The organism is Clostridium tetani, assembly GCF_900167265.1.
GTDB classification, from domain to species: domain Bacteria; phylum Bacillota; class Clostridia; order Clostridiales; family Clostridiaceae; genus Clostridium_G; species Clostridium_G tetani.
The window spans coordinates 1-20,888 of sequence record NZ_FUWT01000011.1; the positions used below are offsets into that span (position 1 = coordinate 1).

The following is a 20,888-nucleotide window of genomic DNA, read 5'->3' on the forward strand; positions in this document are numbered from 1 at the left end:
GATTTACTCCACTTTTTCTAAATGCTGCACGCCATCTTTTTCCACATGATTGAACACGCTTTAAACCTAAAATATCTATATTAAATCCACATTCTTCGAATATTTTTCGTGGAAATTTTCCATTTTTATTTTCCATAATAAATAATCTTTTAAATTCATCAGTATATGTAATTCCTTTACAACTAACCTTTTTTACAAATTTATTTTCAGATAGTATCGCTATTTCATTTTCAGTAAATATTTTTTTACTCATTACAGTTCTCCTAATATCAATTATTCTTTATTTAATTATACACAAAAGTACCCTACGGGATAGACTTTTTTTAGAGTGTCTATTCTATAGGGTACATTTTATACATCAATAGCCTAGATTTTTTTATTGATTCACCCCCGGGGGTCATGAACAAATTGTAAACAATGCAAAAGTTTGAGTAACCAAAAAGCAAACTACAATTCCAAACAACGTAGGAAGTAGGAAGGAAACCAAAGTCCATTTTAAACTACCTGTTTCTTTTCGTATAGTTAAAAGGGTGGTACCGCAGGGGAAATGCATAAGTGTAAATATCATTACATTTATTGCTGTAACAATAGTCCAACCATTAGCAATTAAAAGATCTCTTAAAGTTGAAAGACTTTGAAATTCTATTAAAGCACCAGCAGACATATAGCTCATAATTATAATAGGTATTACGATTTCGTTAGCTGGAAGTCCTAGTATAAAGGCTAAAAGAATATATCCATCCATACCAATGGCTTGAGCAAATGGATTTAAAAAGTTGGCACATATTTGAAGAATACTGTTATCTCCCACATAGGTATTTGCAAAAAACCATAGTATTAAACCAGCAGGGGCAGCTACTATTATAGCTCTAGCTAAGACAAAAAGAGTTCTATCTAGTATTGATCTTACTAATATTTGTCCAACCTTTGGTTTTCTATAAGGTGGAAGTTCTAAGGTAAAAGAGGATGGCTCTCCTTTTAATAATGTTTTAGAAAGTAATTTAGAGGATAATAAAGTAGCAATTATACCTAGAATTATTACAAGAGTAACTGTAAGTGCTGCTATAACACCATTAAAAGAGCCTGTAAAATTACTAGCTATAAAAATCATAGTTATAGAAATTAAAATAGGAAATCTACCATTACAGGGAACAAAGGTATTTGTAATAATTGCTATAAGCCTTTCTCGAGGAGAATCTATAATTCTACAACCAATTACTCCAGCGGCATTACAACCAAATCCCATGCACATAGTTAAAGCTTGTTTTCCATGGGCACAAGCTTTTTTAAAGAAATTATCTAAATTAAAAGCAACTCTAGGAAGATAACCTAAATCCTCTAAAAGAGTGAAAAGTGGGAAGAATATAGCCATGGGAGGAAGCATCACAGATATAACCCAACCTAATGTCCTATAAACTCCTAAAATTAAAGGGCCATGAAGTTTTTCTAACCCCCTGGACATAAAAAAAGCAGTAAGTTTTTTTTCTAAATTATTAAACATATTAGCAAGCATTTCTGAGGGAACATTTGCACCTTCTATAGTTATCCAAAAGGTTAAAGCTAAAAGTGCTATCATAACAGGTATTCCAAATTTTTTAGAGGTTAAAATATCATCTATTTTTCTATCAAATTCATTATAGGATTTATCTTCAAAGGTAACTACTTCTTTGCTTATATTTTCAGCAATACTTACCATAGTTAGAACAATATCATCTCTTAAATCTTTATCTTCCTTGCGATTTAAAGATAAAAAATCATAATCAAAATTTAAGTATTTATTCATAGAGTTTAATATGTTTTTATTTTCATCTAGCAATTTTAAAGCTATCCACCTATTACTTAAACTACTATTATTAAATTCATCTATTTTATTTTCAAGACTTTCAATTCTTTTTTCTATGTCATCGTTATAGACTATTTTCATAGGGTCGTTTTCTATCTTTCCATAGGAAACTTTATATATAGCATCCATTAAATCTTCAAGTCCTTTACCATTTCTAGCACTAGTTGCAACTACAGGAACTCCTAAAAGGTTTGATAACTTATCTATGTCTACGTTAATCTTTTTTCTTTCAGCCTCATCTATAAGATTTACACAAACCACTACTTTATCTGTAATTTCAAGAACTTGTAAAACTAAATTAAGATTTCTTTCAAGGCAGGTAGAATCTGTAACAACTACTGTAGCATTGGGATTTGCAAAACAAATAAAGTCCCTTGCAATTTCTTCTTCCACAGAACTTGATAGCAAGGAATAGGTACCTGGAAGATCTACTAAAACAAAATTTTTATCTTTAAATTTATAATTGCCAAGGGCAGTGGTAACAGTTTTACCTGTCCAGTTACCTGTATGCTGTTTTAATCCAGTAAGGGTGTTAAATAAAGTACTTTTTCCAGTGTTGGGGTTTCCTGCTAGAGCAATTACAATATCCTCTGAAGGATTTATTTTGTTACCTAACATCTGTGACAAAGCATTTATATTTGATAAATGATTTATGTTACTCATTTATTACCTCCATTATATTAATTGCACTAATATTTTAGAAGCTTCTTCGGAACGAAGAGCTATAACAGCACCTCTTATTTCATAAGCAGTAGGATCTCCTGAAGGGCTTTGTCTAAGACATTGAACTTTTGTACCTTGTATTAAACCTAAATCCAACATTCTTCTTCTAGAAATTCCATCAGATATAAGTTTCATAACAGAAACAATGCTACCAATAGGAGCTTTATTCAAGGGTAGTAAAGTATTTTTCATAAAAAAACCTCCATAAAAATTTTTTTAACTAACTACGACAAACTAAAATTTAGCCTCGTGAAAACTTTTATATATATTTCTAATATATTATAAATTTATAAATTTGGTTACACATATATATAAAATATAGATTAAAAATTGAAAGGTGATTTTATGAATAAAAATAAAAACTTTTATACTGTAAGAGGATATGAAATATTAAAGAAAGATAAAAACCTTTTAACCAATAGCATGGAGGATTATTTAGAAATGATATATAGAAACAGCTTAATATCTGGATATACTAGAATAAAAGAACTTTCTGAGTCCTTAAATATAAGACCTTCTTCTGCCACTAAGATGGTGCAAAAGCTATCAGAGCTTGGGTTTGTTAATTATGAAAAATACGGTATAGTAGAGCTTACAAAAAAAGGGGAAGATATAGGAGGATTTTTATTAAAAAGGCATAGCATAATAGAAAGTTTTTTGAAAAATATAGGAGTAGAAAAGGATATATTGGTTAATATAGAACTTATAGAACATAGTGTAACAGAGGAAGCCTTAGAAAAAATAGATTTATTTAATAAATTTTTAGAAGAAAATAGAAATGTAAAAGAAAGGTTTGAAAATTTTATAAAGTGAAAAAAATAGACATTTTTCTTGACTTTTACCTATATCCATTATAAAATTATCAGTGAAACATGGTGAAAATTGAAAAATTAATAATATTAAACATGCCCTCAAGATATACTATATATACCTCAAAAGTTCAGAGAGAGTAAATTAATACTCCATCTGAACTTTTTATCATTTGAAAAATCAATATAATTAAATTTTTTAACCGGAAAAGTTTCTGTTTATAATTATACCATTACGTCCCCTTGCATAAACTTCTATTCTATTAGGAGTAGGTGATATAGACACTGGCGGAGAAGTTAAAAATCCTCCAAGGTTTTGCCAATTACTCCAGCGTGATCCGTTCCAGTTTTTATAAATTAACTGATTATTTCTTCCTCTAGCAAAAACATCAATTCTGTTTCTACCTCTTGAAGAAGCGCAAGGAGCAGAAGACAAGTTTCCACCTAGGTCTTCCCAATCACTCCAACGTGATCCGTCCCACCATTTATGGATTAAGGTATTGTTTCTTCCTCTAGCAAAAACATCAATTCTATTTGGTCCCCAAGATACACATCCAGGACCAGAAGTTAAATTTCCACCTAGGGCCTCCCAATCATGCCAACGTGATCCGTCCCACCACTTATGATAAAGCTGATTGTCAGTTCCCCTTACAAAACAATCTAGTCTATTAGAAGCCCAAGAACATATAGAAGGAGCAGAAGTTAAAACTCCACCTAAAGACTCCCAATCACTCCAACGTGATCCATTCCACCATTTGTGATACATGGCATTATCAGTACCCCTTACAACCACATCAATTCTATTTCGTCCCCAAGAAACTGCTGAAGGAGAAGAAGTTAAAACACCACCAAGATCCTCCCAGTTACTCCAACGAGAATTTTCTCTCCACTTATGGATAAGCTGTCTATTAGAGCCTCTTGCAAATAAATCAAGTCTATTAGGAGCCCAAGATGAAACACCTAAACCAGAGGTAACTCTACCTGAAATTACTCTCCAAGGTCTCCATCTTCTATTAAGTTCCATTGCTTCCTGTTGTCTATAAAAGCAATCTCCACAGTTCATATTCCAATAATACATATTTATTATACATCCCCCATGACTTACTACTCTATTATAATATTCTATAATTAAGCTTTGGTTACAAAATAATAAAATTACGATGTAATTTTTACTTTGTAACTATTTAACAACTAATAATCATATATTAAATTAGTATGCACTATATTATGGGAGGAATTAAATGGAAAACATAAATAAAAGCATCTTTAGGAAATATGACATAAGAGGAATATATGGAGAAGAAGTAACAGAAAATTTTGCAGAACTATTAGGAAAGACCTTTGGAAGTTTTTTAATAAGAAAGGGAGAGAAAAAAGTTATAGTAGGTATGGATAATAGAAAATCCTCACCTAGTATTAAAAAGAGTCTAATAAAGGGATTAACTAGCACAGGAGTGGATGTTATAGATATAGGAATTGTAGTAACACCCATATTTTATTATGCTACTTATTTATATAAAATAAAAGGTGGAATAATGGTTACAGCCAGCCACAATCCAGCAAAATATAATGGATTCAAAATACAGTTTGAAGAAGGCACTATATATGGGGAAAAACTTTTAAAATTAAGAGAAGAGATGGTAAAAGGAAATTTTATTAAAGGAAATAGATATGGGTATATAATAGAAAGATCCCCTGTAGAAGAATATATTAAAAATATAGAAGAAAAAATAAAATTAGGGTCTAAAAAATTAAAAGTGGTTGTAGATTGCGGTAATGGAACAGCAGCTTTATTTGCTCCAGAAATTTTAAAAAGACTTGGGTGTGATGTAATATCTCTATATTGCACTTCCGATTCAGATTTTCCTAATCACTTTCCAGACCCTACAGTAGAAGATAATTTAATAGATTTAATAAAAAAAGTGAGAATAGAAAAGGCGGATTTAGGTATAGCTTATGATGGAGATGGAGACAGAATTGGAGTAGTAGACGAAAAAGGAGATATAATTTGGGGAGATATGCTTATGATACTTTTTTGGAGAGAAATACTTCCTAAATACCCCAATATAGATGCTATAGTAGAAGTAAAATGTTCAAATGCTCTAGTAGAAGAAATAAGAAAGCTAGGAGGAAAACCTTTCTTCTACAAAACAGGACATTCACTTATAAAAGCTAAAATGCAGGAAATTGATGCTCCTTTTACAGGAGAAATGTCTGGTCATATGTTTTTTAGAGATGAATATTATGGTTTTGATGATGCTCTTTATGCCTCAGCACGACTTTTAAGAATTCTATCAAATACTGACAAAAGTTTAGGAGAACTTTTTTATGATATTCCTCAATATTTTTCCACTCCAGAGATAAGAGTACCCTGTAAGGATGAAGAAAAGTTTGAAAGGGTAGAAAGGGCTAAAAAGTACTTTGAAGAAAAAAATATGGACATAATAACCATAGATGGAGTTAGGGTCAACTTTGAAAATGGATGGGGACTTATAAGAGCATCCAATACAGGGGAAGAGCTAATATTAAGATATGAGTCAAAAAATAAAAATGAATTAAAACTTATTAAAAGAGAACTTAGAAAAGCTTTAGGATAATAAATACAATAATAGAGTGGAATTTCCAAATATGGAAGTTTCACTTTGTTTTTTAATTGTGGTAATATGATATGGAATTATTAGATTGTATACAAAAAGATTAAATTGTATAATTGTAAAAAGATTAAAGGATTTAGTAGATAATATATATTTAAGGGGACTTTTGGCTTTTATGGTAATAATACTTTGTAAAAAGTTGATAAGTGTCTTTAAAAAAATCTTGAGAACTTATAATAAAAATTGTAAACTGTAACTATGCTATTTAAGTATACAGAAAATTATATAAATAAAAAGGTAGATGAGATACATGGAAGAACTATTTTTTACAAATGCAGTTAACATATCTAAAGATGTATGTAAAAATAAGTTAAAAAAAGGTGACATAGCAGTGGATGCTACTATGGGGAATGGCAACGATACTCTTTTTTTATGTAAATTAGTAGAAGAAGAGGGTAAAGTGTATTCCTTTGACATACAAATGGAAGCTCTAAAGAGTACTGAAAAGAAACTATACCAAAATAATATACATTGGGCAGAATTAATATTAGATGGTCATGAAAATATGGACAAGTATCTAAAAGAAGAGCCTAAAATAATATTATTTAACTTGGGATATTTACCTGGAAATTCTAAGGAAGTAACTACTAAAAAAGATACTACTTTAGAAGCGGTGAAAAAATCCTTAGATCTTATAAAAAAAGAAGGAGTGATAATTTTAGTAATATATCCTGGACATGAAGAAGGTATGTTAGAAAAAAAAGCATTAATAGATTTCTGTAAAGGAATATGTCAAAAACAATTTAATGTGATAAAACTGCAATTCGTCAATCAAATAAATAATCCACCAATGATGATTTGTATAGAAAAAAGAAAGTAAGCAGGGTTTTAAGTATTAAGGAGGAAAAAATGTATAAACGTATGTTGAAGGAGCTTATTGAGATAGAGGAGATACAAAATCTTATGGAAAAGCTGTATTCTATTGTAGGAATATCTCATAGCATATTAGACTTGGATGGCAATTTAATAGTTGGCATAGGTGAAAAAGGTATTTATAAAAGCAAAAATACTAAGGAATACTTTAGTTATAATCAAAAGTATGATAAAAAAGAGGAATATTTTTTACTAACTTGTAAAGAAGGCACAAAAAAAATTGTATCACCTATAAAAGTAAAAGAAGAAAGAATAGGATATATAGTTACTGAAGATTTTTTTATAAAAGGGGAAGATAAAGAGCATTGTAAAACTTGCATAAGAGAAGACTTAGAATACATAAATTATGTAGAAAAAATACCTGTTATAAATGAAGAACAGGTTAAAAATACAATAATATATCAAAGAGATTTAATAGAGCTTATAATAAATAAGAAGATAACTGATTTATCTTATGAAGAAAATGCATATGCAAAAATGAGACATAAATTTTTTGCCAATTTATCTCATGAATTTAGAACACCTATTACAGTAATATTAAGCTCCCTATATATGTGTGAAATTTTTTTGAAAAAAACTCAGGAAGATATATTAGATATAAAAGTTACTACATATTTAAAAAACATAAAGAAAAATGCATATAGATTGTTAAGACTGATTAATAACTTAATAGATATGACTAAAATAAATTGTGGAGAGCTTATTTTATTTAAAGAAAACAATGATATTGTAAATATAGTGGAGGAGACTACCTTAAGAGTAGCAAAGTATGTATATAGTAAAAATATAGATATAGTTTTTGATACAGATGTAGAGGAAAAAATAATAGCTTGTGATAAGGAAAAAATCGAAAGAATAATATTAAATCTTCTATCAAATGCAGTAAAATTTACTCCCCGGGGAGGCCGTATATTGGTTCAAGTAGAAAATACTAATGATTTCGTAAGAATTTCTGTAGAAGATACAGGAATAGGAATTCCAGAAGAAGAAAAGGACTTGATTTTTGAGCCCTTTACCCAAGTAGATAAGGGATTTTCAAGAATAGCAGAAGGAAGTGGCATAGGATTACCCATAATAAAATCTTTAGTGGAAATGCACAAAGGAATAATATGGGTAGAGAGTATTTGTGGAGAAGGAAGTAAATTTTTTATAGAGCTTCCCAACGTAACTTTAGAAGATTGTAATAATGCTAATGGAAAGGTTCAATTTTCTGGTGGAGAAGAAAATACTCACATAGAATTTTCAGATATATATTTTTAGCAACTAATAATTAATGTATATATATAATTTATCTTGTATTATAATATAAATAGAATAAAACTAGGAGTGTGAGTAAAATCATGAAAAGAATACCCTATGGCATTTCTAATTTTGAAGTTTTAAGGGAAGAAAATTATCTTTATGTAGACAAAACATCTTACATAGAATTATTAGATAAATATGCTCCTTATCAGTTTTTCATAAGACCCCGAAGATTTGGAAAAAGTCTTTTTATATCCACATTAGAAAATTACTATGACATAAATAAGAAAGATAAATTTGAAGAATTATTTGGTGATTTATATATAGGAAAAAATCCTACAAAAAATAAAAATAAGTTTCTAATTTGGAAAATAAGTTTTGCAGGTATAGATGCAGGACACGGAGAAGAAGAACTTAGAAAGAGTTTTAATTCAAAAGTTATTTTATCTGCAAGAAAGTTTCTAAATCAATACTCAAATTTATTACAAGAAAATACTATTCTAGACGAAGTAGATAGTGCTGAAATTGTAGTGCAATATATATCACTTTTAGCCAGTAAAATAAAAATACCTATATTTGTTTTAATAGATGAATATGATAATTTTGCTAATGAACTAATTACAGGAGGAAAACAAAGTACCTATGAAAGTATTCTCCATGGTGAAGGCTTTGTTAAAGTGTTTTATAAGGCATTAAAAGATGCAACCATGGATAATTTTAATAGAATATTTATGACTGGAGTAAGTCCTATAATGTTAGACGATTTAACCAGTGGATTTAACATAACTAGAAACTATACTTTAGATGAAAACCTTAATGCAATGATGGGCTTTACAAGAGAAGAACTTTCCAATATTATGAATGAAGTAAATATAAAGGATACAGAACTTAGAGTGAAAATATGTACTGATATGACTACTTATTATAATGGATATAAGTTTAATAAAAAAGCTGATAGTGTATTCAATCCAGATATGTCTATGTATTTTTTAGATAATTATCTAGCATATAATGAATATCCAGAGGAAATGATAGATAATAATGTAAAAACTGACTATGGAAAAGTTAATCAATTAGCTTATAATTTCAATGATATAGAGGCTTTAGAGGAGATAATGACTAAGGGAGAAACCTCTACTATGCTTGTGGATAGATTTAATATTCATACTATGTACAGTGTAAAGGAAAATTTTAAATCCCTATTATTTTATCTTGGAATGCTTACAATAAAGGGTCAAGGACCACTTGGTACTGTACTTAGGGTACCTAACTATGTGATAAAAACAATTTATTGGGAACAATACTTTCAAAGAATGAATTTAGAATATAATATTCAGCCTAAAGATGTAAGAATAGCAGTTAATGAAATGAGATCATATGGAAACATTGAGCCTTTAGCTGAGATTATAGGTGAAATATTAGAAGATTTATCTAATAGAGATTTAATGCAAATGGACGAAAAGCACATTAAAATGATGTTTTTAACTCTTTTTGGGATAGATGGTACTTATTTTATACAAAGTGAAGCTGAAAATAACAAAGGTTATGTGGATATAATGCTTAAAAGAAAAATTCAATATAAAGACATAACCAAATTTCAGTGGATTATAGAATTAAAATATATAAAGGAAAGTGAAAGAAATACCTTAGAGAAAGTTAAAGAAGAAGGATTAAATCAACTTAAAGGTTATGCAGAAAGTAAAGTAGTTAAAGAACAACTAGGAGATGAAGGATTAAAAAAAGCTCTAATTATTGTAGTAGGTAAAAAAGATATTTATATTGTAGAACTATAATAGTGAATTGTCACTCCCACTTTAAAGAAGATGGTGGGATTATATTTGGTAGTCATTGAATAAAAAGCTTTAATTAAAAAAATGAGTTGTATTAAAATAAAATTTTAATACAACTCATTTTTTTAATCATAGAAATTCCCCAAGGAATTTCCTCCATAATTATTCATTATAAAAAGTATTTCACACTTTTTATTTCCCGCAGCAGTTTTTATACTTTTTTCCACTACCACAAGGGCATGAATCATTTCTCTTTACTTTATTAGGATTTTCTATGGTTTTAGAAACCCCAAAGTTAAGTTTTAAATCTGTAAGTTTGTTTTTTGGGAATATTATGTTCCATTCAGGTAAATTGAAGAAGTTTTCCACATTACCTTGAAGCATGTCTATGTATAACTTTTCAAAATTTATATCTAATTTAACATTAGTGTCTTCAGTTAAATTTTCTAAATCAATTGCTTCTTTTAAAGAAGAATTTATTCCATCTAAGAAACCTACAAAAGATATAGTTGAAACATCAAATTTTTCTGCTAAGCTCTTAACAGAACCTTCTATAACTTCAGTATGATTTTTTAAAACAACAGGTATTATCTTTTCTTGAACAGAATTTAATTCCTTCCAAAATTCGTCTTCCCCTTTAGTTTGAACAAAAAACACAACAACTTTTTTCCATTCAGTATATAAACTCATATTCTATTCTCCTTTTATTAAGTATATTACCAAGAATATTATAATACATAAAAATAGTTTAACACAATATGAAAAAAAATCAATAAATAATGTAAAAAGGATTATGGTATAATAGCTAATAAATGGTAGGATATACAAAGCATTTGTTATAAAAAGGAGAAATTACTATATGGAAAAATATAAAAAAGTTAAAAGAGAAAAAATAATAGAAATGGATATGTTAAGGGCAATATGTGCTATAGCAGTAGTTATAATACATACCTCAGGGTACACTCTTATAAATAGTGTAAAAGGATCTGTATCTTATAATGTTTCCCTTTCACTAAACCAAATAACTAGATTTTCTGTTCCTCTTTTTTTATTTCTATCTGGACTTGGATTAGGTATTTCTTATAAAAGAGATGAAAGTTATTTTAAGTTTCTAAAAAAAAGAGTTTTTAAAATTATTCCTCCCTATATATTATGGGGAAGCTTATATTTAATTTTAATACAAAAAAATTATGATTATAGAAGTTGGGGAGAACTTTTTTTAAAAGGAGATAAAGTATTTTACCATTTATATTACATACCACTAATAATGACTTTATACATAATATTTCCTATATTTTATCCTTTATTTAAAAGGATAGAAGGAGTTATTTTTTGTCTTTTAATAAGTCTTGGTGCTACCTATTTTGGACACTATTATAATATTCCAGATTTAACTTTAGACATTTTTTCTAAAAGAAATGCGATTTTTTGGAACGTTTATTTTGTTAGCGGCGTCTATATTAGTAGAAAGGTAAATAATCTAATTAGAAGAACAAAAACTCATAAAGTGAAAATAATGATAATATTAATAATATGTGTAATATGCCTAATAGGAGAAAGTTTTATAGGTTTAAAAAGTGGAAAATCCTTAGACTATTCTACGACCTTTATAAGACCTAGTGTAATGATATATTCCTATATTGTAATGCTTTATGTTTTTTCTAAAAGTTATAGGAAGTCTATAGGAGTAAAAATTTTAAGGGAAATATCTAAAAGTTCTTTTAGTATATATTTGATTCATCCTATGGTTCTTTACTACTATATGAAAATTTTTTCAAAAAATAATTTAAATATGGGAACGCTTTGGTTTTTAGTTTCGTCTATATTAGTGAGTACAGGAATTCCATACCTATTGTGGAATATAAAAGACAAGTTTGATAAATTATCATATGTTAGTAATGAATAATGAATATGAAGTATATAAGTAATGGAGTTAAGAAAAATTTAATAATTAAAAGGTATTATAATTATTAAAGCCTTGTTCCAATATATTACTATATATGATAAAATAATAAAATAATCTTAAATGTTCTAATTTACCCTTGAAAAACTACTATAATAATTATATAGTAATTTTATATGACTTAGGGTGGGTTAATATATTTATCCAAATTAGTTAAACTAAAAAATTATATATATTAATTTACTTAATATGAGGAGGAATAATAACTATGAGTAAAAAAAGCCATAAAGCGCTAGCAAGTGCTACAGTAATGAGCTTAGTATTAACTTCAACATTAGCTGCAACAAATGTACAAGCAGCAGCAGAAGTAACAAGAATGCCAGGTGCTGACAGATATACAACAGCACAAACAGTTGCAAAAAAGTCCTTTGGAAAGGCTGAAAATGTTATATTAGTTAATGGATTAGGATATGCGGATTCAGTATCTGCTACACCATTTGCAAAATTAAAAAATGCTCCAATCCTTTTAACTGATGCTTCAGATAAACCATCAGCAGATTTAACTGCTACTTTAACTGAACTAGGAGCTAAAAACATCTATATAGTAGGTGGAAAAGGCGTAGTTACAGAAGCAATGGAAAAAGAACTTGCTAAAAACTACAAAGTAGAAAGAATCGGCGGAAATTCAAGATATGAAACAAACGCTGAAATAGCTAAAAAAGTTATAGCTGAAACTAAAGCTGAAAAAGCTATCCTTGTAAATGGACAAGATGGATACGCTGATGCTTTATCAGTAGCTTCAGTAGCTGCAACTAAAGGATACCCAGTTATATTTGGAAACAAAAATAACGTTCCTACAGTTGTAAAAGATGCTGTTAAAGACGTTAAAGAAGTATTAGCAGTAGGTGGAGAAGGTGTATTACCAGACGCTGTTATCAAAGGATTAGAAGCTAAGAGAATAGCTAAGGGTGCAGATAGATTCGACACTAACTTAAAAGTATTAGAACACTTTAATGCAGATTTCAAATTTGACAATATATTCGTAGCAGCAGGTGGAGATGATAGTACATCAAAATTCGCAGACGCTCTTGTAGCATCAGCAGCAGCTGCTAAGCACGGTGCTCCAGTTGTATTAACAGGACTAGGTGCTAACAAAGACAACGTTGATAAATCCGTTAAGTACGTTAAAGGAAAAATGGGAGACAACACTAAGGTTACAATAGTTGGTGGAACAGCTTCTGTAAGTGAAGCTATAGAAAAAGACCTTAAAGGTGAAAAAGAATCAACTGGTAAAGCTGATGTTCAATCAATAGAAGCTTTAAACCTTAACCAAATAAAGGTTGTATTTGATGGAAAAGTTGATGAAGATACAGCTGAAGACGTAAGAAATTACGAATTAGATGGAACTCAATTAAAGGGAGAAAGCAAAAAAGGTGAAAAAGATGGAGATGCAATAGCAGATCTTCAAGATGATGAAAGAACTGTTATAATCACTTTAGCTGAAAAAGAAGGACAAGAAAAAGAAAAGACTTTAAAGGTTAGAAAAGGTATTTTAACTGCAGATAAGTCAAAACTTGTAAAAGAAAAAGAAGTTAAACTTAAATTTAAAGATACAACAGCTCCAACAATTAAAAAAGTAGAAGCTAAAGGTAATAGAAAAGTTACAATAGAATTCTCAGAAGCTATATTTGTTGATGAAAATACACAATATGATGCTCTTAATAGATTAGCTGAAGAACTTGAAATAAATGATGAAACAATAAACAAAATAGGTTTTGAAGCTGATTATTCAGAAGTTAAGAATTCAATAAAAGCAAAAGATGGCGGATTCTATGTAAATAAAGTAGAATACTACCTTGAAGAAAAATTACCAAGCGGAACTAATAAATTATACACTCCAGACGGAAAAGATGGAGAATATTTAGCAGATGCTTCAGGTTGGATTATAAAAGAAAAGACAATAGACTTCAAAATCGGTGAAGTAACTGGAAAACCAAAAGTTAAGACTGTAAAAGGTGGAACTGACGGTAAAATATATATAAACTTCGATAGAGCAATGGATAAAAAATCTCTTAAAGAATGTGAAATTAGATTAAACGAAGACAAAGTTAGTGCAGATAAGATAGAACTTAAAGAAGGCGACACTCAAATAAAATTATCAGGAGTAGAAAATGTTAGAACAGGATCTAACACTATCGAAATAAATGATAAATTAAAAGATGCTTATGGAAATAAGATAGAAGACGAATTAAGAGTAACATTTACTGCATCAAAAGATGAAGTAAAACCAAAGGTTAGCCATGTGTTAACAGTAGATGATAATACTATAAGAGTAATCTATAGTAAAGATGTATCAGAAAAAGTAGCAAAAGAAAGAAATAACTACACATTAAGAGATTCAAAGGGTAATAAAGTTACAATAGATGAAGTTGAAAAAATAGCTGGAGATACTTATGATGTAATTTCTAGTGAAAAATTAGATGGGTCAAAATATACTTTAAAAGTTGAAGATGTTATAGATTTAGCTGGAAACGTAATGGATGACTACACAGCTACAATTAAAGGATCAGAAGTTACTCCAATAGTTGATGAAGTTGTAAATATGGGTAAAGCTGACAAGAAAGAAAGAATAGCTATTCTATTTGGTCAAGAAATGAAGACATCAACTACAAATAAAGTTGAAAACTATAAATTTAAAGATGCAGATGGAAAAGTTAGAGATTTACCATCCGACACTAAGATAACAACATCTAAAGATGGTAAGGCTGCAAGACTTGAATTACCAGAAGCTTATGTTATAGGTAAGAAGGGTGAAAAGGTAGCTAATAAGTCAGCATCAAACATAGTTACAGCAATTGTAGTTACAAAGAATGTTGAATCAGCAAGTGGAATAAAAATGGATGCAGATGAAACTCATGATATAAAAGCTTCATCTATAAGCACAGTTAAAATGGATGCAGAACCAATGACTCTTAAAAAGGATACTGGTGATACTGTATCAATAGAACTTAAATATACAGGTTCTCTTGATAAATTTGGAGAAGAAAAAGACTATCAATTTAAAGCAGGAGACAAAACAATAACTGCAAATAAAGTTAATGTAAAAGGTGACGTTATTGATGTTAAATTTACAAGTGCAGATCAAGATTTAATTGAAAGAGCAGGAGTAGATGTACAACTTGTAAGTGTTGGAAAAGTTACAGACTTTGCTGGAAGAACTATTGAAAAAGAAGACTTAAGCAAAGATAAGTTCCAAGGAATATACCACAATGAAATAGCTCCAGAATTATTATATGAAAAAAATTCAGGATGGATAAAGGTTGAAAAAGGTAATGCAGCTGGAGATAAAGATTGGGCAGTTAACATTGCAGAAGGTAAAATAACTGTTAAATTCAATACAAAAATAGATAAAAACTCAGCACACAAAAATGACTTTACTTTCATAAGTAATCAAAGCTCAACTTTAGAAGTTAAGAGTGCAGAAGTTAAAGATAACACAATAATCTACACATTAACTGACGAAGGTACAGAAAGATTACAAAAATTAGGAAAAGATAAGTCAGACTTAACTCACGAAATAACAGTAAAAGCACAAAGCAGCCAAAGAATAGAAAGTAAAGAAGACTTAGATGGAAACAGCAAGAAGTTTGAATTAAAAGATTCAGAAAAAAATAATGACAAACTTAAATTTAAAGTTACTGTAACAGAAGCAGATACAAAAGTTGACCAAGCTTCAAAAGAATTAAAAGAAGCTAAAGACGCTTTACAAAAGGTAATAGACACAAAAGTAGAAGATAAAGCAAACTACACAGAAGAATCATTCAAAGCTTACGAAGAAAAATTAGCAGCAGCTAAAGAAGCTTTAAATGAAAAATAAGTTGCTAAAGTAAATGCAGCTAAAGATGCTTTAGATAAAGCTATAAAAGGATTAGCTAAAGTTGGTGAGGAAACTAAAGTTAATCATAAATTACAAGTTAAAGACTCCATAGAAATTGGAAAGAAATCAATGGTTGTAGTACAATTACTTGGAGATGATAATGGTAAGTATGAAGTTTACTATGGCGACAAAAAAATGGATGATTTAGGAGAGGGCGTATTTGCAATAGATTTAGCAGAAGCAGTAACTGAAGAAGTTGCTAAAGGAAATGTTGAATTTAAAGCAGTAAAGTAATTGTAATTTAAATAAAATAGTTTATTATGTGGATACTTTATCCACATAATAAACTGATTTAAAATTTTATATGGAATCCAAAATTAACGTGGACTATTAAGTAGGGGGTATAAAAAATAATGGCTAAGAAGAAAATGTTGAATATCCTGTCCAATGCAGCAGTAGGTGTATTAATAGCTACAGCACTAGGAACAGGTGTATATGCTAAAGTTACAGATGTAATTGTAAATTCTAAAGGTAAAGACTACAGCTATGATTATAAAGAGTTAAAATCTTCATATGCAAAATCATCTTTAGGAATTGAAGGAGCAGGACAATTATTTGATGATTATTCTGCTAAGTTAAAGGATGGAAGTCTAAAAGCATATAATGATGATAAAAATGGATATATTGAGTATGGTGCAATTAGAAAAGCAGCAGCATTACAAGAAAACTTTGACTTAAATACTTATACTGAAAGTGAAGTTGCTAAAACTAAAGCTATAGAAGTTGAAGCAGTAGCTAAAGTGTCAGTTAAAGATGGAAAAATCTTTATAGACGGAAAAGAACAAGAAGCTAAAATAAAATCAGTAAAAGCTATTGATGCTAGCAAGATAAGTGTAACACTTGAAAATGGTAAAGTATTAACTATAGATTTAGAAACTCCATTAGTAGATGGAGCTACACACGTAACATTTACACATAGTGGACAAAAGTTCGTAGATGTTGAATTAGAATCTCCATATGTTGCACCAGTGGAAAAAGAATATGCACTAAATATTCAAGTTAATGATGTTCCTCTTGTAGCAGATGGAAAAACTGTAATGCAAGTAACTGCAGAAATTAAAGGAGCAGATGCTAAAAACTTTAAAGGAATGGCAGAATTTGTTTCTAAGCAAGGTTTACCTTCCGCTCAAAAAGAAGCAGCTTTTGATAATGGAAAGGTAACATTTAATGTTACATTACCAAACTCAAAAATAGATATACAAGATGAGATAAAAGTAAGAATTAAATCTCATGATCCAATTGCTAACAATGAAAACCTAGTTGGACTTGAATCCAAAGTAAAAGCATTAACATATGCTGGACAAGGTGCAGAAGATAAAGAGGATAATGAAACTATAATTAAAACATATTCAATAGATAGAGTAGCTTCTGCTGACTTAGCTGATAGAGTTGTAGTATATGTTGGAAACGTAAAAGAAACTCACATAGAAGAAGTAAAGAAAGCTATTTTAGATCAAGTAAAAGTTTATACAAAAGATCCTATGACAGGTGTTGAAGGTAAAGACATTAATCTTGTTGAGGTTGTAGAAAGCACTCCAGTTAAAGGAGGATATGCTTTTACTGCATTAATAGAACTTCCAGGATATAGTAAAGACTTAAATGAGTATGAAAAAGTTGAAAATAAAAATATACTAATTGATAACCAATATAATTATTATCATGTTTTAGCACCAAAATCTAATATAAGATTGTCTGAAATGACTAAAAATGCTACAAACAAATTTATGTTAGTAGACAAGTTAAAACCAGAAGTTAGAGACGTTATAGCTTCTAAAAATGAAAAAGGTGATAACAAATTACCTAAGGATAGTTTATTGGTAGTATTCTCAGAACCAGTTAGCAGATTAACAGCAGAAAATCCAAATAACTATATACTAAATGGTAATAAGTTAACTGCAAAAGATGTTAATAGCATTAAAGTATTAGATGTAACTGATAATGTTAAATATGCAGAATCAAATGGCAAAGAAAGAAGAAGTGTAATAGTTTCATTAAATTCAGCTTTTGCTAGAAAACAATTAAGATCTGGAAAGAACTTGCTACAAGTTAGATCTATAGCTGACTGGGCAGGTATGTATGATTTAAGTGATAACAATAAAATTACAACACAGGACTTTGTATTTGACTATGTAACACCTATAGCAAACACAGGTCTTGAAATGGAAATGGAATCACCTGAACAATTTGTGTTAACATTAAATGATCCTTTATACACAGATGTTAATGCTACTAAAGAATATAAGCTTAATGATAAAGGTGCTTTAGAAGTTTCTTTAGGAACTACAATAATTCCAGAAGATAAGTATGAAATTACTTATGTAGCAGAAGAAGATGCATATATATTAGAATTAAAAGACGACTGGACAAAAATCTTAGTTGCTCCAAGAACTTACCACAATGAAACATTTAAAGTAAAAACTAAGAACGCATATGATGTATATGGAAAAGAAGTAAAGGCATTTGAAGTTAAAGTAGTAATACCAGAAGACACTACTTCACCAAAGATTGCTGAATATGAAATAAAAGACTTAAAAGTGGATACTAGCAAAACAGAAACACTTACAGGTAAGATTAATATTACAATGACTGAACCTGTACAATTATATGAAAATGCTGGTAAAGAGGTAGTTCCACCTATTACACCAAGTAAAGAACAAGAACAAGGAAAAGGTGTACCTGTACCTACTTTTGAATATGTAAAAGTATCTGATGGTGAAAAACTTTCAGCAGGTGATAAGGTTACAGGAAAGTTAATAGAAATTGAAACAAATCATGATAAGAACTTTACTGTTGAGCCAAGTGAAAAACTTGAAGAAGGAGATTGGAAACTAGTTGTAAGACAAATTTCTGACGATGTTGGAAATACAATGGCAACAGAAGAAATCTCATTTAAAATTGTTAAAGCAGATGATGTACCAGTAGTTAATAAAGAAGATAATGTAGTAGATCCATATATCATTTGGGCATTTGCAGATGACAATAAAGTAAATAACGATAAGTCTGTAAATGACTACGTATATATACTATATAGTAGACAAATGTCAATAGATGCTATAAGATCAGCAACTTATGATATAAACGGTAAGCAAGTAACACAAGATGCTGATATTACTGCAGAAGATGTTGTTCTTTATAGACAAAATGAAGATGATACAAATCCAAAATACAATGTGTTCTACGGAGAAAATGGTAATAAGGATCAATGGAAAGGTCAACTTGTAACAATTAAGTTACCAAAAGACTTCATTGTAGGTGGAGACGACATTGATGGAGATAACCCTGGAGATAAAAATAATAAGTTCAGAAAGAATGTTTTAACTGTACCAACTAAATTCGAAGCAATAAATGATGGAGTAGATACTACTGTTGAAACATTAAGATTTGATAACAATGGTGGTAGCAACCAATTTGAGTTAAAGTTTGAAACTAAGATAACAGATGAAATGAAGTTACCACAAATAGCTAAAAATCTTGAATATAAAGACATTGAAAGCTTCCGTAAACTTTTAGCAGCTAATGCAGCTAAAGGAGAAAAAATAGAAGCAGTAGAAGATGCTAAAAAAGGTGTAGCATCTGCAAAAGCAGAAGCTGCAGCAGCAGATAAAGCGGTAGAAGATGCTAAAAAAGCAGTAGAAGATGCTAAAACTAAAGATAAAGCAGCACAAGATAAAGCGGCAGATGATTTAAAGGCTGCTGAAGCAGAAAAAGCTAAGGCAGATAAAGCAGTAACAGATGCTGAAGCAAAACTAGCTGAAGCAGAAAAAGCAGTAAAAGATGCTGATAAAGCAGCAGAGGATAAAGCCAATGCAGAAAAAGCAGCAAAAGATGCAGTAGCAAAAGCAAAAGCAAGCAAACTAAAAGCAGATGTAGACGCAGCAAAAGCATTAGTAAATGCATTAGCTGATGATAAGCTTAAGGGTGAATTAAATACTAAACTTGATGCAATAAAAGTTGTAGCAGGACCAGTAGTAGGAAAAACAGATAAAGAATTAGTAGATGAAGCAGCAGCTAAAGTTGTTGACATCAACAACCTAAAAGAAGAACCAACAGTTGATAATGTAAAAGCAGCAGTGGAAGCAGCAGTAGGTGCAGGAATAGAAGTAGAAGTTAAAGAAGTTAAAGCTGGAGAATATAAAGTAACTTTAACAAAAGAAAAACAAACAGCTGAAAAAACAATAAAAGCTGCTAAAAAAGCAGATGATGCAGTAGATACAAAAGCAATAGATACAGCAATAGAAAAAGCAAATGAAGCTAAAAAAGATGTTAAAGAAAGTAAAGATGGAACAGACGTTGAAAAAACTGCAAAATGGGTAACAAAAGATGTTAAAGAAGCCTTAGAAGCTGCAATAACAAAAGCAAATGAAGCTAAGGGAACAGTAAAATCAGAACAAGAAGTAACAGCAGCAGCAACAGAATTAGATAATGCAGTAGCAACATACAATAAAGCTAAAGCAGATGGAACTAAAGCAGATGCACCAGCAAAAAAGAGTGATGCGAAAGAAATCACAAAGACAACAGTAGGAATATTAGAAGGAAAAGTAGTAAAAGATGTTGCAACAGGTACAAAAGTAAGCGCTTTAAAAGCAGCTTTAACAGTATCAGATAAGGCTACTGTAGAAATACTTGATGCTAAAGGTGGAACTGCAGTAGCAGATCAAGATAGTACAGATGTAACTGCAACAATGGTAATACAGGTAACAGCAGAAGATGGAACAACAGCTGAATATACTATAGCCATACAATAAAAGTGCGAAACGTTATCCTATAAGTAAGAAAGTTTTAAAATTTTCTTACGAAAAGGATAGAACTTAAAAGTTCTAACTGTTCTACTAAAGTAATAAGTGAAAATCTTATTTAAAGCAAACAACCAAGTAGCTTTAAGTCTAAGTCCCCTACACAAGTTTTATACTACTATGCAAAACTTGTGAAGCTAGGTAAGGTCGTAATCCGTGAAAGTCGGATGCGGGGCTCCTTAAAAGATTACTATGGTAAACATAAGCTAATCCATTAAGATGCGATTTATATGTATTTTATACTGTTAAATATTTTTGTGCTTGTGGCTTGGTATAAAACAGTTAAGATGAAGTACTTAACTGGTTTTGGAATAATTGGTT

At 29.8% G+C, this 20,888-nt stretch carries 14 protein-coding genes; 9 read left to right on the forward strand and 5 right to left on the reverse strand.

All coding sequences use genetic code 11. From position 1 onward, the window contains the following. The 3 genes from B5D21_RS09165 to B5D21_RS09175 all read right to left on the reverse strand — a co-directional run. A partial coding sequence (locus tag B5D21_RS09165) for an HTH domain-containing protein (protein WP_341405762.1) occupies positions 1-253 on the reverse strand: 253 nt, incomplete at its 3' end. A gap of 144 nt (positions 254-397) precedes the next feature. Next, positions 398-2,506: a ferrous iron transport protein B gene (gene feoB / locus B5D21_RS09170; RefSeq protein ID WP_011098754.1), complete on the reverse strand. Its 2,109-nt coding sequence runs from the start codon at positions 2,504-2,506 to the stop codon at positions 398-400. 12 nt (positions 2,507-2,518) lie between these two features. Further along, entirely contained in the window at positions 2,519-2,758 is a 240-nt protein-coding gene (locus B5D21_RS09175) for a FeoA family protein (protein WP_035111078.1), read from the reverse strand. A gap of 153 nt (positions 2,759-2,911) precedes the next feature. Between B5D21_RS09175 and B5D21_RS09180 the strand changes: the two genes are divergently transcribed. Beyond that, positions 2,912-3,379, forward strand: a complete 468-nt coding sequence (locus tag B5D21_RS09180; protein ID WP_035111079.1) for a metal-dependent transcriptional regulator — start codon at positions 2,912-2,914, stop codon at positions 3,377-3,379. Between the two features lie 195 nt (positions 3,380-3,574). Here B5D21_RS09180 and B5D21_RS09185 read toward each other — a convergent pair whose 3' ends face one another. Continuing rightward, entirely contained in the window at positions 3,575-4,438 is an 864-nt protein-coding gene (locus B5D21_RS09185) for a PLL family lectin (protein WP_052042370.1), read from the reverse strand. A 178-nt stretch (positions 4,439-4,616) separates the two neighbouring features. On the opposite strand from B5D21_RS09185, the gene B5D21_RS09190 reads away from it, so the two are divergent. From B5D21_RS09190 to B5D21_RS09205, 4 genes are all read left to right on the forward strand, one after another. After that, positions 4,617-5,972, forward strand: coding sequence for a phosphomannomutase/phosphoglucomutase (locus B5D21_RS09190; RefSeq protein ID WP_011098757.1), 1,356 nt, complete (start codon positions 4,617-4,619; stop codon positions 5,970-5,972). Between the two features lie 307 nt (positions 5,973-6,279). After that, positions 6,280-6,849, forward strand: a complete 570-nt coding sequence (mnmM, locus tag B5D21_RS09195) for a tRNA 5-(aminomethyl)-2-thiouridylate-methyltransferase MnmM (RefSeq protein WP_035124685.1) — start codon at positions 6,280-6,282, stop codon at positions 6,847-6,849. Positions 6,850-6,878: 29 nt separating this feature from the next. Further along, on the forward strand, positions 6,879-8,162 hold the full coding sequence (locus B5D21_RS09200) for an ATP-binding protein (RefSeq protein WP_071193318.1): 1,284 nt from the start codon (positions 6,879-6,881) through the stop codon (positions 8,160-8,162). An 80-nt stretch (positions 8,163-8,242) separates the two neighbouring features. Beyond that, a complete protein-coding gene (locus B5D21_RS09205) occupies positions 8,243-9,937 on the forward strand; it encodes an ATP-binding protein (RefSeq protein ID WP_035124687.1) in 1,695 nt (564 codons plus the stop codon). A 189-nt stretch (positions 9,938-10,126) separates the two neighbouring features. On the opposite strand, the gene B5D21_RS09210 is transcribed toward B5D21_RS09205, so the two are convergent. Then, positions 10,127-10,624, reverse strand: coding sequence for an SEC-C metal-binding domain-containing protein (locus B5D21_RS09210; protein ID WP_011098761.1), 498 nt, complete (start codon positions 10,622-10,624; stop codon positions 10,127-10,129). A 169-nt stretch (positions 10,625-10,793) separates the two neighbouring features. On the opposite strand from B5D21_RS09210, the gene B5D21_RS09215 reads away from it, so the two are divergent. From B5D21_RS09215 to B5D21_RS13940, 4 genes are all read left to right on the forward strand, one after another. Then, positions 10,794-11,840 carry an acyltransferase gene (locus tag B5D21_RS09215; RefSeq protein WP_011098762.1) on the forward strand — a complete coding sequence of 349 codons (1,047 nt, stop codon included), beginning with the start codon at positions 10,794-10,796 and terminating at the stop codon, positions 11,838-11,840. Between the two features lie 265 nt (positions 11,841-12,105). Next, positions 12,106-15,714 (forward strand): cell wall-binding repeat-containing protein, encoded by a 3,609-nt coding sequence (locus B5D21_RS09220; RefSeq protein ID WP_035127537.1) that lies wholly within the window; start codon positions 12,106-12,108, stop codon positions 15,712-15,714. Positions 15,715-15,843: 129 nt separating this feature from the next. Then, a complete protein-coding gene (locus tag B5D21_RS14085; protein WP_155274205.1) occupies positions 15,844-16,008 on the forward strand; it encodes a hypothetical protein in 165 nt (54 codons plus the stop codon). 119 nt (positions 16,009-16,127) lie between these two features. Further along, positions 16,128-20,519, forward strand: a complete 4,392-nt coding sequence (locus B5D21_RS13940) for a hypothetical protein (protein ID WP_035127539.1) — start codon at positions 16,128-16,130, stop codon at positions 20,517-20,519. Positions 20,520-20,888 lie beyond the last annotated feature (369 nt).

What these genes read in the sequence shown, in the direction of transcription:
- B5D21_RS09210 (WP_011098761.1), bottom strand. Translation starts at nt 10,624, where the DNA reads ATGAGTTTATATACTGAATGGAAAAAAGTTGTTGTGTTTTTTGTTCAA.
- B5D21_RS09215 (WP_011098762.1), top strand. Translation starts at nt 10,794, where the DNA reads ATGGAAAAATATAAAAAAGTTAAAAGAGAAAAAATAATAGAAATGGAT.
- B5D21_RS14085 (WP_155274205.1), top strand. Translation starts at nt 15,844, where the DNA reads ATGGTTGTAGTACAATTACTTGGAGATGATAATGGTAAGTATGAAGTT.
- B5D21_RS09205 (WP_035124687.1), top strand. Translation starts at nt 8,243, where the DNA reads ATGAAAAGAATACCCTATGGCATTTCTAATTTTGAAGTTTTAAGGGAA.
- B5D21_RS09200 (WP_071193318.1), top strand. Translation starts at nt 6,879, where the DNA reads ATGTATAAACGTATGTTGAAGGAGCTTATTGAGATAGAGGAGATACAA.
- B5D21_RS09185 (WP_052042370.1), bottom strand. Translation starts at nt 4,438, where the DNA reads ATGAACTGTGGAGATTGCTTTTATAGACAACAGGAAGCAATGGAACTT.
- B5D21_RS09175 (WP_035111078.1), bottom strand. Translation starts at nt 2,758, where the DNA reads ATGAAAAATACTTTACTACCCTTGAATAAAGCTCCTATTGGTAGCATT.
- feoB (WP_011098754.1), bottom strand. Translation starts at nt 2,506, where the DNA reads ATGAGTAACATAAATCATTTATCAAATATAAATGCTTTGTCACAGATG.
- B5D21_RS13940 (WP_035127539.1), top strand. Translation starts at nt 16,128, where the DNA reads ATGGCTAAGAAGAAAATGTTGAATATCCTGTCCAATGCAGCAGTAGGT.
- B5D21_RS09190 (WP_011098757.1), top strand. Translation starts at nt 4,617, where the DNA reads ATGGAAAACATAAATAAAAGCATCTTTAGGAAATATGACATAAGAGGA.
- B5D21_RS09220 (WP_035127537.1), top strand. Translation starts at nt 12,106, where the DNA reads ATGAGTAAAAAAAGCCATAAAGCGCTAGCAAGTGCTACAGTAATGAGC.
- mnmM (WP_035124685.1), top strand. Translation starts at nt 6,280, where the DNA reads ATGGAAGAACTATTTTTTACAAATGCAGTTAACATATCTAAAGATGTA.
- B5D21_RS09180 (WP_035111079.1), top strand. Translation starts at nt 2,912, where the DNA reads ATGAATAAAAATAAAAACTTTTATACTGTAAGAGGATATGAAATATTA.